This window comes from Pantoea sp. Tr-811, assembly GCF_011752535.1.
Classification (GTDB): domain Bacteria; phylum Pseudomonadota; class Gammaproteobacteria; order Pseudomonadales; family Pseudomonadaceae; genus Aquipseudomonas.
Window position 1 is genome coordinate 502,958 of sequence record NZ_VWXJ01000001.1, and the last position, 13,112, is coordinate 516,069.

The 13,112-nt window shown below is 65.6% G+C and carries 10 protein-coding genes; 6 read left to right on the top strand and 4 right to left on the bottom strand.

Annotation, left to right across the window (positions count from 1 at the left end):
- Positions 1-26: 26 nt before the first annotated feature.
- The 4 genes from peaB to F3J44_RS02250 all read left to right on the top strand — a co-directional run bounded on the left by peaB (position 27) and on the right by F3J44_RS02250 (position 4,731).
- Positions 27-1,457 carry a quinohemoprotein amine dehydrogenase maturation protein gene (gene peaB / locus F3J44_RS02235; RefSeq protein WP_167270396.1) on the top strand — a complete coding sequence of 477 codons (1,431 nt, stop codon included), beginning with the start codon at positions 27-29 and terminating at the stop codon, positions 1,455-1,457.
- 1 nt (position 1,458) lies between these two features.
- On the top strand, positions 1,459-1,782 hold the full coding sequence (qhpC, locus tag F3J44_RS02240) for a quinohemoprotein amine dehydrogenase subunit gamma (RefSeq protein WP_167060866.1): 324 nt from the start codon (positions 1,459-1,461) through the stop codon (positions 1,780-1,782).
- Between the two features lie 32 nt (positions 1,783-1,814).
- Positions 1,815-2,936 (top strand): quinohemoprotein amine dehydrogenase subunit beta, encoded by a 1,122-nt coding sequence (peaD, locus tag F3J44_RS02245; protein ID WP_167270398.1) that lies wholly within the window; start codon positions 1,815-1,817, stop codon positions 2,934-2,936.
- Between the two features lie 121 nt (positions 2,937-3,057).
- Positions 3,058-4,731: a fatty acid CoA ligase family protein gene (locus tag F3J44_RS02250; RefSeq protein WP_167270400.1), complete on the top strand. Its 1,674-nt coding sequence runs from the start codon at positions 3,058-3,060 to the stop codon at positions 4,729-4,731.
- A 113-nt stretch (positions 4,732-4,844) separates the two neighbouring features.
- On the opposite strand, the gene mobA is transcribed toward F3J44_RS02250, so the two are convergent.
- From mobA to F3J44_RS02265, 3 genes are all read right to left on the bottom strand, one after another.
- Positions 4,845-5,420 carry a molybdenum cofactor guanylyltransferase MobA gene (gene mobA / locus F3J44_RS02255; protein ID WP_167270402.1) on the bottom strand — a complete coding sequence of 192 codons (576 nt, stop codon included), beginning with the start codon at positions 5,418-5,420 and terminating at the stop codon, positions 4,845-4,847.
- 61 nt (positions 5,421-5,481) lie between these two features.
- Positions 5,482-8,595 (bottom strand): efflux RND transporter permease subunit, encoded by a 3,114-nt coding sequence (locus tag F3J44_RS02260; protein WP_167270404.1) that lies wholly within the window; start codon positions 8,593-8,595, stop codon positions 5,482-5,484.
- 11 nt (positions 8,596-8,606) lie between these two features.
- Positions 8,607-9,776, bottom strand: coding sequence for an efflux RND transporter periplasmic adaptor subunit (locus tag F3J44_RS02265; protein ID WP_167060880.1), 1,170 nt, complete (start codon positions 9,774-9,776; stop codon positions 8,607-8,609).
- 168 nt (positions 9,777-9,944) lie between these two features.
- Here F3J44_RS02265 and F3J44_RS02270 point away from each other — a divergent pair, with 168 nt between their 5' ends.
- The gene (locus F3J44_RS02270) at positions 9,945-10,646 is read left to right on the top strand and encodes a response regulator transcription factor (RefSeq protein WP_167060883.1); all 702 of its coding nucleotides are present in this window, start codon (positions 9,945-9,947) and stop codon (positions 10,644-10,646) included.
- 6 nt (positions 10,647-10,652) lie between these two features.
- Complete coding sequence (locus F3J44_RS02275) at positions 10,653-11,954, top strand: ATP-binding protein (RefSeq protein ID WP_167270406.1); 1,302 nt, start codon at positions 10,653-10,655, stop codon at positions 11,952-11,954.
- A gap of 61 nt (positions 11,955-12,015) precedes the next feature.
- Here the strand turns inward: F3J44_RS02275 and F3J44_RS02280 are convergent, their stop codons facing one another.
- On the bottom strand, positions 12,016-13,107 hold the full coding sequence (locus F3J44_RS02280; protein WP_167060888.1) for a diguanylate cyclase: 1,092 nt from the start codon (positions 13,105-13,107) through the stop codon (positions 12,016-12,018).
- Positions 13,108-13,112 lie beyond the last annotated feature (5 nt).

Below are 13,112 nucleotides of genomic sequence, written 5' to 3' on the forward strand. Positions count from 1 at the left end.
AACGTATCGTTTATCGGGAGGTCGCCATGGGCGCGCTACTGAACCTGGTCGAACGCAACCTGCATGAAGTGCAGGTCGATGCCGACCGCATGCTGTTCCATATCCCCAGCAGTTCGCTGTTTACCGCCGACGCGGTGACCGGCGGCATCATCGACACCCTGCGCCAGCACGGCTGCTCGGCTGAAGAGCTGATGCAGCGCCTGGGCCAGCAATTTGCCGGGCAAGACATCGAAGATACCCTGCGCGAGCTGATCGCCCTGGAGCTGGTCAGCGACGGCTCGCCGCTGACCCCGGAGATCGCCCTCAAGCAGGTCGAGCGCACGGCGCTGAACACCGTGGTGCTCAACGTCAACACCGGCTGCAACCTCAGCTGCACCTACTGCTACAAGGAAGACCTGGACAAACCGTCGGCCGGCAGGAAGATGAGCACGGCCACCGCCGAGGCCTCGGTGGAGATGCTGCTCAAGGAATCGCCCGACGAGCAGCGCTACAGCGTGGTGTTCTTCGGCGGCGAACCGCTGTCCAACCGGCCGCTGATCGAGCACATGGTCGGCTACTGCGAGCGGCGTTTTGCCGAGGCCGGCAAGCAGGTGGAGTTCATCATGACCACCAACGCCACCTTGCTGACCGAGGAGATCGTCGACTGGCTCAACGCCCACCGCTTCGGCCTGTCGGTGAGCATCGACGGGCCCAAGACCGTGCACGACCGCAACCGCATCACCGTGGGCGGGCAGGGCACCTATGATGTGGTGCGGCGCAAGGCCGACATGCTGTTGTCGCGCTACGACAGCCGCCCGGTGGGCGCGCGGGTGACCCTGACCCGCGGCATCACCGATGTCGAAACCATCTGGAACCACCTGTTCAACGAGCTGGGTTTTGCCGAAGTCGGCTTTGCCCCGGTCACCTCGGGCGACCTAGCCGACTTCAACCTCACCGGTGACGAGCTGGTGCAGGTGTTCGCCAACATGAAGGCCCTGGGCCGGCGCTACCTGGAGGCGGCGCTGGAGCACCGCAACATCGGCTTTTCCAACCTGCACCAGCTGATTACCGATATCCACGAGGGCCACAAGAAGGCCCTGCCGTGCGGCGCCGGGCTGAAGATGCTGGCAGTGGACCACGAAGGCGAGCTGAACCTGTGCCACCGCTTCACCGGCTCCAGCCTGCCCACCTTCGGCAACGTGCACCAGGGGGTGAAGCAGGCGCAGCTCAACGACTTCCTGTCCCAGCGCCTGGACCGCAGCAACACCGGCTGCGAAAGCTGCCGCATCCGCAACCTGTGCTCGGGCGGCTGCTACCACGAAAGCTACGCGCGCTACGGCGACCCGCAGCACCCGACCTACCACTACTGCGAACTGATGCGCGACTGGGTGGACTTCGGCATCGAGGTCTACAGCCGCATCATGGCCGCCAACCCGGCCTTCATCGATCGCTACATCACCCCGCGCAAGGCACACTGACATGAAGCACTTGAAGCCCCTGAACAACAAGGCGCGCATCCTCGAACAGGCCGCCGCCGAAGAGCGCATCGAAGAAGTCATGGCCATGAGTGCAGTGGCCGGCTGCACCGCCACCACCGACCCGGGCTGGGAAGTGGACGCCTTTGGCGGGGTCAGCTCGCTGTGCCAGCCGATGGAGGCCGACCTGTATGGCTGCTCCGACCCTTGCTGGTGGCCGGCCCAGGTGCCGGACATGATGAGCACCTACCAGGACTGGAACGCCCAGGCCACCAATTCCCAGGACGACTGGCGCAACCTCGGCACCGTGTTCCCGAAAGACAAGTGACCGGGCAAACAAGAACGACAAGGGGAAACCGCATGAATGCTGGACGCTGCGCGCAACTTGCGCTGACCATCGCCGCCACGGCCTGCGCCGGGTTGGCCCAGGCCGACGACACCGGCCCTGAACTGCAAGCCGGCCACGAATACATGATCGTGACCAACTACCCGAACAACCTGCACGTGGTCGATGTGGCCAGCGATACGCTGTTCAAGAGCTGCGTGATGCCCGACCGCTTCGGCCCCGGCACCGCGATGATGGCGCCGGACCACCGCACCGCCTACGTGCTCAACAACCACTATGGCGATATCTACGGTATCGACCTGGATACCTGCAAAACCACCTTCCACGCCAACCTGTCCAGCGTGCCGGGCGAGATTGGCCGGTCGATGTACTCGTTCGCCATCAGCCCCGATGGCAAGGAAGTGTATGCCACGGTGAACCCCACCCAGCGGCTGAACGACCACTATGTGGTCAAGCCGCCGCGCCTGGAGGTGTTCAGTACCGCAGACGGCCTTGAGGCCAAGCCGGTGCGCACCTTCCCGATGCCGCGCCAGGTGTACCTGATGCGCGCCGCCGACGACGGCAGCCTGTTCGTGGCGGGGCCGGACATCTACAAGATGGACGTCAAGACCGGCAAGTACACGGTAGCCTTGCCGCTGCGCAACTGGCACCGCAAGGGCTACAGCGCCCCGGACGTGCTGTACTTCTGGCCACACCAGAGCCCGCGCCACGAATTCTCGATGCTGTACACCATCGCCAAGTTCAAGGATGGCAAACAAGACCCGGCCACCGCCGAGCCGCTGTATGGCTACCTGAGCGTCGACCTGAAGACCGGCAAGACCCACACCCAGGAATTTGCCGACCTGACCGAGCTGTATTTCACCGGCCTGCGTTCGCCCAAGGACCCGAACCAGATCTACGGCGTACTCAACCGCCTGGCCAAGTACGACATCAAGCAACGCAAGCTGATCAAGGCGGCGAACCTGGACCACACTTACTACTGTGTGACCTTCGATACCAAGGGCGACAAGCTGTACCTGGGCGGGACGTTCAATGATTTGGCGGTGTTCGACCCGCAGACCCTGGAGAAGGTTGGCAATATCAAGTTGCCTGGCGGGGATATGTCCACCACCACGCCGCAGGTGTTCATCCGTTAGTGCAGCGCTAGGCCCTTCGCGGGCAAGCCCGCTCCCACAGGAAACGCGCAACCTTTGTAGGAGCGGGCTTGCCCCGCGAAGAGGCCGGCACAGACAACACAAAAAACACAAGAGAACGCCCATGCCCCAGCCAAGCCACTCCCAGGGCAATCAAGACAAAGCCCTGCTCACCCAATGCATCGGCGACGCCTTCGACACCACCGTCGCCCGCTTCCCCACCCGCGAGGCGCTGGTGGTGCGCCACCAGGCCCTGCGCTACACCTGGCAGCAACTGGCCGAAGCCGTCGACCAGCACGCCCGCGCGCTGATGGCCCTGGGCGTGCAAGCCGGCGAGCGCCTGGGCATCTGGGCGCCCAACTGCGCCGAGTGGTGCATCACCCAGTTCGCCAGCGCCAAGGTGGGTGCGATTCTGGTCAACATCAACCCGGCCTACCGCGCCAGCGAGCTTGACTATGCCCTGGGCCAGGCCGGCTGCCGCTGGGTGATCTGCGCCGATGCCTTCAAAACCTCCGATTACCACGCCATGCTGCAAGGCCTGATCCCGGCCCTTGCCACCGCCCAGCCCGGCGCGCTGGCTTGCGAGCGCTTTCCCCAGCTGCGTGGGGTTATCAGCCTGGCAGCCACACCGCCCCCGGGCTTCCTGGCCTGGCACGACCTGCAGGCCCGCGCCGCGGCCGTCAGCCCGCAGGCCCTGGCCGAACGCCAGGCGCAGCTGCGCAGCGACGACCCGATCAACATCCAGTACACCTCCGGCACCACTGGCTTTCCCAAGGGCGCGACGCTCAGCCACGGCAATATCCTCAACAATGGCTACATGGTCGGCGAGAGCCTGGGCCTGACCGAGCACGATCGCCTGGTGGTGCCGGTGCCGCTGTACCACTGCTTTGGCATGGTCATGGCCAACCTCGGCTGCATGACCCACGGCAGCACGCTGATCTACCCCAACGACGCCTTCGACCCGCTGGCTACCCTGCGCGCCGTGGCCGAGGAAAAGGCCACGGCGTTGTACGGCGTGCCGACCATGTTCATTGCCCAGCTCGACCACCCTCAGCGCGGCGAATTCGACCTGTCGAGCCTGCGCACCGGCATCATGGCGGGCGCCACGTGCCCGATCGAAGTCATGCGCCGGGTGATGGGGGAAATGCACATGGCCGAAGTGCAGATCGCCTACGGCATGACCGAAACCAGCCCGGTGTCGCTGCAAACCGGCCCAGACGATGACCTGGAACGCCGGGTGACCAGTGTTGGCCGTACCCAGCCACGGCTGGAGAACAAGGTGGTCGACAGCGCTGGCAACACCGTGCCACGTGGCCAGATTGGCGAGCTGTGCACGCGCGGTTACAGCGTGATGCTCGGTTACTGGAACAACCCCAAGGCCACCGCCGAGAGCATCGACGGGGAGGGCTGGATGCACACCGGCGACCTGGCGGTGATGGATGAGCAGGGCTATGTGCGGATTGTCGGGCGCAGCAAGGACATGATCATTCGCGGCGGCGAGAACATCTACCCACGGGAGTTGGAGGAATTCTTCTTCAGCCACCCGGCGGTGGCCGATGTGCAGGTGATCGGTGTGCCGTGCAGCAAGTATGGCGAGGAGATCGTTGCCTGGATCAAGCTGCACCCTGGGCACCGTGCCACGGCCGAGGAGCTGCAGGCCTGGTGCAAGGCGAGGATCGCGCATTTCAAGGTGCCGCGGTATTTTCGGTTTGTCGATGAGTTTCCCATGACGGTGACCGGCAAGGTGCAGAAGTTTCGGATGCGTGAGATCAGTATCGAGGAGCTGGCGGCGGGGTGATGTGTTGTTTGTACCGGCCTCTTCGCGGGGCAAGCCCGCTCCTACAACGACCGCGCGTTACCTTGTAGGAGCGGGCTTGCCCCGCGAAGAGGCCGGCACAGCGAATAAAACACTCAGCCGTTTAACAAATCCGGGCTGTTGAAATTGCTCAACCGCCTATCCCCCTCGGAACACTCCAACGCCCCCACCGCCTCACGCAACAGGGCCTTCTGCAAACTCCGCTCACCCGCCGCCCAAGCCTGCTCCAGCACCGGCAGCACCCTGCGCGGCAGCACACTGAACATCGGCTGCCAGAACCCACCCTGGCGCACCATCGCAGCGCTGCCTGCCGCCACCGCCACCTGCCGCAAGGCGTCGACCAGTGCCCGGTCCACCAACGGCGCATCGCACGCCAGCAACACCACCCAGTCATGCCTGGCCACCTGCAAGCCAGCAATCACCCCGGCCAGCGGCCCGGGGTAGTCCGCTTCGGCATCGCCCACCAGCTGGTCGGCATAGGCCGCGTACGCCCCTTGGTTGCGGTTGCAGGAAATCACCAGGTCGTCGCTCAGCGGCCGAACCGCGCGCTGCACATGCGCCACCAAGGGTTCGCCGCGCCACGCGACCAGGCCCTTGTCGCGCCCACCCATGCGCTGGCCACGGCCACCGGCGAGGATCAGGACAGAGCAAGGGGGCAGGGTAGCAGGCATGAAAAAGGGCTCCGGGCAGTCAATGCCCGGAACCCTCTCATTCAATGCCTGGCTTGTCCAGTCAGGCTTCGGCAGGCGCAGCCTTGGCCCGGCCACGCCCGGCCAGGCGCATCACCACCACGAAGAACACCGGCACGAACACCACTGCCAGGGTGGCGCTGAGCATGCCGCCGATCACCCCCGTGCCGATGGCCTGCTGGCTAGCCGAGCTGGCGCCGGTGGCGATGGCCAGGGGCACCACGCCAAGAATGAAGGCCAGCGAGGTCATCACGATCGGCCGCAGGCGCAGGCGGGCGGCCTGCACGGCGGCGTCGGTGGCGTCCACGCCTTGGTCGACCAGGTGCTTGGCGAACTCGATGATCAGGATGGCGTTCTTCGCCGACAGGCCGATGAGGGTAATCAGGCCCACTTTGAAGAACACATCGTTGGGCATGCCGCGCAGGGTCACCGCCAGCACTGCGCCCAGCACGCCCAGCGGCACCACCAACAGCACGGCGGTGGGGATCGACCAGCTTTCGTACAAGGCTGCCAGGCACAGGAACACCACCAGCAACGACAGGGCCATCAGCAAGGGGGCCTGGCTGCCGGACAAGCGCTCCTGCAGCGACAGGCCGGTCCACTCCAGGCCCGTGCCGGCCGGCAGCTGGGCCACCAGGTGCTCGATTTCGGCCATGGCCTCGCCCGAACTGTAGCCTGCAGCCGGCTCACCGGAAATCGACACCGCCGGGTAGCCGTTGTAGCGGGTCAGCTGTACCGGGCCGCTGACCCACTTGGCCTGCACGAACGCGCCCAGGGGCACCATCTTGCCGCTGCTGTTGCGCACATGGATCTTCAGCAGGTCTTCCACCTGCGCGCGCTGATCGCCTTCGGCCTGCACCACCACCCGCTGCATGCGGCCCTGGTTGGGGAAGTCGTTGACATAGCTGGAACCCACCGCCACATCCAGCACCGAGCCGATGTCGGCAAACGACACGCCCAGGGCGTTGGCCTGGCGGCGGTCGATTTCCAGCTGCACCTGGGGGCTTTCGGCCAGCGACGACTCGCGCACGTTGGTCAGCACCTTGCTTTTGCGTGCACCGGCCAACAGTTGGTCACGCGCAGCCATCAGGGCTTCATGGCCCATGCCGGCGCGGTCCTGCAGGCGAAACTCGAAGCCGGTCGACTCGCCCAGGCCATCGATTGGCGGCGGCAGCACGGAGTAGGCCACGGCATCCTTGAGCTGGGTAAAGGCCAGCGTGGCGCGGTCGGCGATCGACTGGGCGCTGTCATCGCTGCCGCGTGCGGACCAGTCCTTGAGCGTGGTGAAGGCCAGTGCGGCGTTCTGGCCGCTGCCGGAGAAACTGAAGCCCAGGATCATCGTGGTGTTGCCCACGCCGGGCTCTTGGGCGTTGTGCGCCTCGATCTGTGCGGCCACCTGTTCGGTGCGCATGCGGCTGGCGCCCGGCGGCAACTGGATGTCGGTGATGGTGTAGCCCTGGTCTTCGGTGGGCAGGAACGCCGTCGGCAGCTGGCTGAAGCCATAGCCGAGCAGCGCCAGCAGCAGGCCGTACAGCAGCAGGTAGCGGCCACTGCGCTTGAGTGCCGACAGCACCCAGTGCTGGTAGCCGTTGCTCATGGCCTCGAAGCGGCGGTTGAACCAGCCGAAGAAGCCCTTGCGCGCATGGTGCTCACCCTTGGCCAGCGGCTTGAGCAGGGTGGCGCACAGCGCCGGGGTGAGGCTCAGGGCGAGGAACGCCGAGAACAGGATCGACACCGCCATCGACAGCGAGAACTGCTGGTAGATCACCCCCACCGAGCCCTTCATGAAGGCCATTGGCAGGAACACCGCCACCAGCACCAGGGTGATGCCGATGATCGCGCCGCTGATCTGGCCCATGGCCTTGCGCGTGGCCTCCCTGGGCGGAAGGCCGTCTTCGGCCATGATCCGCTCCACGTTCTCCACCACCACGATGGCATCGTCGACCAGGATGCCGATGGCCAGCACCATGCCGAACAGGGTCAGCACGTTGACCGAGAAGCCCAGGGCCAGCATCACGGCGAAGGTGCCCATCAGCGCCACCGGCACCACCAGGGTAGGAATCAAGGTGTAGCGCAGGTTCTGCAGGAACAGGAACATCACCGCGAACACCAGCAGCATCGCTTCGAACAGGGTACTGACCACCTGCTGGATCGACACCTTGACGAACGGCGAGGTGTCGTAGGGGATATCGTACTGGACACCTTCGGGGAAGTAGCGCGACAGCTCGTGCATTTTCGCCCGCACCAGGGTGGCGGTTTCCATGGCGTTGGCGCCGGGGGCCAGCTGCACGCTGAAGGCGGTGGCCGGCTTGCCGTTCAGGCGCGTGCCGTACTGGTATTCCTGGGCGCCGATTTCCACCCGGGCGACGTCGCCGACGGTTACGCTGGAGCCGTCGGGGTTGGCGCGCAGGACGATGGCGGCGAATTCCTCGGGGGTGCTCAGCTGGCCCTTGACCACCACGTTGGCGGTGATTTCCTGGGAACCGCGGGCGGGCAGGTCGCCAATGCTGCCGGGGGCGACCTGGGCGTTCTGCGCGGCGATGGCGTCGCTGACGTCATTGGGCGTGAGGTTGAAACCGATCAGCTTGCGCGGGTCGATCCAGATGCGCATGGCGCGCTCGGAGCCATACAACTGGGCCTTGCCCACGCCCTTGAGGCGGCGGATTTCGTTCATCACGTTGCGCGCGAGGATGTCCGACAGCGCGGTTTCATCGAGGTTGCCGTCGGTGGAGGTGAGCGTGCCGAGCAGCAGAAAGCCGGTGGACACCTTTTCCACCTGCAAACCTTGCTGGGTCACCTGGCGCGGCAGGCGCGACTCCACCACCTTGAGGCGGTTCTGCACGTCGACCTGGGCCAGGTCCGGGTGGGTGCCGGGCTCGAAGGTGGCGGTGATGGTGGCGCTGCCCAGGCTGCTCTGGGACGAGAAGTACAGCAGCTTGTCGGCGCCGTTGAGCTCTTGCTCGATCAGGCTGACCACGCTCTCGTCGAGGGTCGCCGCCGAAGCGCCGGGGTACACGGCGTAGATTTCCACCTGGGGCGGTGCCACGTTGGGGTACTGGGCCACCGGCAGCTGGGGGATGGCCAGGGCGCCGGCGAGCAGGATGAACAGCGCGATCACCCAGGCGAACACCGGGCGGTCGATGAAGAACTGCGGCATGGGTCAGGCCCTCACTGGCCGGTGTGCTGAACGATGGGCGCGGTGGCGGCGTCGACCTGAACCTGGTCGCCAGCCTTGACATGCTGCAGGCCTTCGACCACCACACGCTCGCCGGCAGCCAGGCCTTCGCTGACCACCCAGCGGTCGCCCTGGGCACTGCCCAGCACCACTTGGCGTTCGGTGATACGGGCCTGGTCGTCGACCACCAGCACCTTCGGCACCCCGGCACTGTCGCGCAGGATGGCCCGCTGCGGCACGCTCAGGCCCTTGGGCTGCACGGCCTGTTCCAGGCGCACGCGCACGTAGCTGCCGGGCAGCAGGTCGAGGTCGGGGTTGGGGAACTCGCTGCGCAGGGTGATCTGGTTGGTGCTGGGGTCGACGCTGATGTCGGAGAACAGCAGCTTGCCGGGCAGCGGGTAGGCACTGCCATCGTCCTGAATCAGCGTGGCACGGGCCTGGCCGTCGCCCACCTGCTGCAACTCGCCGGCACGCAAGGCGCGGCGCAGGGCGTTGAGCTCGCGGGTGGACTGGGTGACGTCGGCGTGGATCGGGTTGAGTTGCTGGATGGTCGCCAGTGGCGTGGTTTCATTCTGCCCAACCAGTGCTCCTTCGGTGACCTGTGCCCGGCCGATGCGCCCGGCAATCGGCGCGGTGACCGTGGCATAGCCCAGGTTCAGGCGCGCGCGCTCCAGTGCCGCGCGGGCCTCGGCGACGGCAGCGTCGGCCTGGAGGAAGGCGGCGCGGGCATTGTCGTATTCCTGGCGGCTGACGGCCTTGTCGTCGACCAACTGGCGGTAGCGCTGCTCCTGCAGGCGCGCCTGGTACAGGGTGGCCTCGGCCTTGGCCAGGGTGGCGCGGGCGCTGTCGTGGTCGGCCTTGAACGGGGCCGGGTCGATCAGGAACAGCACATCGCCCTGCTTGACGTCGCTGCCTTCACGGTACACCCGCTTGAGCACCACACCGGCGACCCGTGCGCGGACTTCGGCGGTGCGCGGGGCGAGCAGCCGGCCGCTGAGCTCGGTGCTGATGGCCAGCGGCTGCAGTTGCAGGGTTTCGACGCGCACCTGGGGGGTGGGTTGTTGGTCGTCCTGTTCGCTGGCGTCGTTGCAGCCGGCCAGGGTCAGGGACAACAGCGCCAGAAGCGCCACGGGGCGCAGGCGCGGGGAAAGGATGGTAGGCATGCGGATCTTCCGATGATGAGCCGGCATATCCTAAGGTGACGGCGATTAGCTGGCTGTTAACAGCTGTTGGGCGTGTGTGAAAAAGTGTTAAGAAGAGGCCTGGCGCTTGGTAGGGTTCTATATTCTGCATGAACCTGTTCCGGCCTTTTCCATTTGCCTGTAAACCCTATGCCCAACATTCTCCTGGTCGAAGACGACAGCGCCCTGTCCGAGCTGATCGCCAGCTACCTGCAACGCAACGAATTCCACGTCCGGGTCATCGCCCGGGGCGACCATGTGCTCGCGGCCTTCACCCAGGAAAAGCCCGACCTGGTCATCCTCGACCTGATGCTGCCCGGCATCGATGGCCTGCAACTGTGCCGCCTGCTGCGCCAGGCCTCGCAAAGCCTGCCGATCCTGATGCTGACCGCCCGCGACGACAGCCACGACCAGGTGCTGGGCCTGGAAATGGGCGCCGACGACTACGTGACCAAACCCTGCGAACCCCGTGTGCTGCTGGCCCGGGTGCGCACCTTGCTGCGCCGCAGCAGCGTGCATGAACCCCGGCTGGACAGCCACCAGATCCTGATTGGCGGCTTGCGCATCGACCTGGCCGAACGCCTGGTCAGCTGGCGTGGCGAGGAAGTGGAGCTGTCCAGCGGCGAATACAACCTGCTGGTGGTACTGGCGCGCAACGCAGGCGTGGTGCTAAGCCGCGACCGCATCCTGCAGCAGCTGCGCGGCATCGAGTTCAATGGCACCGACCGTTCGGTGGACGTGGCCATTTCCAAGCTGCGCCGCAAGTTCGACGACAGCGCCGGCGAGGCGCGCAAGATCAAGACCGTGTGGGGCAAGGGTTACCTGTTCAGCCGCGTCGAGTGGGAGTGCTGACCGAGCATGCTGAAAATCCTGGTGCGCCTGTACCTGGTGATCATCGTCGCCTATGCCGGGGCCTTGCTGTTCATTCCCGACACCATTGTCGGCCTGTTCCACGACCGCTTCATGGCCTACAACCTCGACCAGGCCAAGGGCGTGCAGTCGCTGATCGTTCGCCAGTTCCGGCAAACCCCGCAGGCGCAGTGGCCCGCAGTGGAGCAGGACCTGGCCAAGGTCTTCGCGCCGTTGGAAGTCAAGCTGCTGCGTACCGCTCAGGCCGGGTTGAGCCCACAGGAACAGGCGCGCCTGGAGCATGGCCTGTACGCGGTGCGCATCGGCGACTGGGGCTACTACGAAACGGTGCTGGCGCCGCTGGGCGAGGGCTGGCTGGTGAGCCTGCATTCCCCGCCAGACCCGCTGGACATCAATGTGCTGTCGTGGGGCGTTACCGTGTTGATCGGTGCAGCCATGCTCGGCTGCCTGCTGCTGTGGGTATGGCCGCACTGGCGCGACCTGGAGCGGCTGAAGGAAACCGCCAGGCGCCTGGGCCAGGGGCAGATGGCCGAGCGTACGCACATTTCGGCGCATTCCAACATTGGCGAGCTGGCCGGGGTGTTCGACACCATGGCCAGCGACCTGGAGCGCCACGTCAACCAGCAGCGCGAACTGCTCAACGCCGTTTCCCATGAACTGCGCACGCCGCTTACCCGGCTGGATTTCGGCCTGGTGCTGCTGTTCGACGAAGTGCCGCCCACCAGCCGCAAGCGCTTGCTGGAACTGGTGGGGCATGTGCGCGAGCTGGACGAACTGGTGCTTGAACTGCTGTCGTACAGCCGGCTGTACAACGCCGACCAGGCGCGGGAGCGGGTCGAGGTGTCGTTGCTGGAGCTGGTCGACAGCGTGCTGGGCGGTTTTGCCGAGGAGCTCGATACCCGGGGTATCCAATGGGAAGTGCGGGCCGAAGGCAACCTGCCGCGCTTCGTCCTCGACCCGCGCTTGACCGCCCGGGCGGTGCAGAACCTGGTGCGCAATGCCATGCGCTACTGTGACCAGAGCCTGTTGTTGCGCTTGCGCCTTGAACAGGACGGCGCTTGCCTGTTGACGGTGGAGGATGACGGCATTGGTATTCCGGTGCAGGAGCGGGAGCGGATTTTCCAGCCGTTTTACCGCTTGGACCGTAGCCGCGACCGCAATACCGGCGGGTTCGGGCTGGGGCTTGCGATCAGCCGGCGGGCGATCGAGGGGCAGGGTGGGACCTTGACCGTGGCGCAATCGGCATTGGGTGGGGCACAGTTCAGGATTCGGTTGCCTGCCGGTGGGTAGGTTGGCAGGCCCGGCCCCTTCGCTGTAGGAGCGGGCTTGCCCCGCGAAAGGGCCGGGCCTGCTAACTGCTTTCTGCAAGGCTAGCCGTCCACAACACAACCCGGTCCTTGCCACTGTGCTTGGCCTCATAAAGCGCCTGGTCCGCCCGCACCAGTGCCATGCTCAGGCTGTCACCGGCCTGCACCCGCGCCAAGCCGATGCTGATGGTGACCGGCGGCACCCCCAGGTCCTCGCGCACCTGTTGGCACAGCGCCGCCACCCGTTGTTCGGCCGTGCCCTCGTCCAGCCCCTGGAAAAAGATCGCGAATTCCTCGCCGCCCAACCGGGCGAATTCGTACCCGGCCACCACCGCCTTGATATTCACCGCTACGCGCTTGAGCACTTCATCGCCCACGTCATGCCCGAACTGGTCGTTGACCCGCTTGAAGTTGTCGATGTCGACCATCGCCAGAAACTGGCCCGAGGACGCCAGGCGAAGCTGGCGCTCAGCCTTGGCCATGAACGAGCGGCGGTTGGGGATTTCGGTGAGGGCGTCGACATAGGCCTGCTCCAGCAGCACCTTGGACAGGTAGAAGTTGTGCAGCTTGGCCTGGCGCATCTGCAGGTAGCTGTAGATCACCAGGGCGCTGAGGAACAGGGCGTAGCTGAACAGCATGGCGCCTTCGAGCTCATCGGGTTCGATGCGGGTGTGAAAGAAGGGGTTGAGCACCGCCCAGGCAATGGCCATGGCGCAGAAGAACGACCAGCGCCGCACCGGCAGCACCGACACCGCGTAGAGCACGGTCGACACCCCCAGCACCAGCCACACTGGGCGCAGGGTGACCGGGATGCCTTCGATCACCAGGCGCATGCCCAAGGTGATGACGGCCACGAACAGCAGGTTGAGCACGTCGAAGTGGTGGCTGCGGCGGGTGAAGTGCAGCACCACGGTGAGGCAGCCGAGCAGGGCGATGAACAGGTAGGACAGCCAGGTGAAGCCTTGGCCGCCAAGGAAGCTGACGATCAGGTCGAAGACCAGCCAGATCAGGGTGCTGACGCAGAATACCAGCTTGCAGAACGGGCGCATTGCGTCGAATTCGTGCTGGCGAAACTCGGCGCGCAGGGCGGCGGGGGCGACCTGTTGGCGGATGTGGTCCTCGATGGTTTTGAACATTGGTG

What these genes read in the sequence shown, in the direction of transcription:
- F3J44_RS02250 (WP_167270400.1), top strand. Translation starts at nt 3,058, where the DNA reads ATGCCCCAGCCAAGCCACTCCCAGGGCAATCAAGACAAAGCCCTGCTC.
- F3J44_RS02275 (WP_167270406.1), top strand. Translation starts at nt 10,653, where the DNA reads ATGCTGAAAATCCTGGTGCGCCTGTACCTGGTGATCATCGTCGCCTAT.
- qhpC (WP_167060866.1), top strand. Translation starts at nt 1,459, where the DNA reads ATGAAGCACTTGAAGCCCCTGAACAACAAGGCGCGCATCCTCGAACAG.
- peaB (WP_167270396.1), top strand. Translation starts at nt 27, where the DNA reads ATGGGCGCGCTACTGAACCTGGTCGAACGCAACCTGCATGAAGTGCAG.
- F3J44_RS02280 (WP_167060888.1), bottom strand. Translation starts at nt 13,107, where the DNA reads ATGTTCAAAACCATCGAGGACCACATCCGCCAACAGGTCGCCCCCGCC.
- mobA (WP_167270402.1), bottom strand. Translation starts at nt 5,420, where the DNA reads ATGCCTGCTACCCTGCCCCCTTGCTCTGTCCTGATCCTCGCCGGTGGC.
- peaD (WP_167270398.1), top strand. Translation starts at nt 1,815, where the DNA reads ATGAATGCTGGACGCTGCGCGCAACTTGCGCTGACCATCGCCGCCACG.
- F3J44_RS02265 (WP_167060880.1), bottom strand. Translation starts at nt 9,776, where the DNA reads ATGCCTACCATCCTTTCCCCGCGCCTGCGCCCCGTGGCGCTTCTGGCG.
- F3J44_RS02260 (WP_167270404.1), bottom strand. Translation starts at nt 8,595, where the DNA reads ATGCCGCAGTTCTTCATCGACCGCCCGGTGTTCGCCTGGGTGATCGCG.
- F3J44_RS02270 (WP_167060883.1), top strand. Translation starts at nt 9,945, where the DNA reads ATGCCCAACATTCTCCTGGTCGAAGACGACAGCGCCCTGTCCGAGCTG.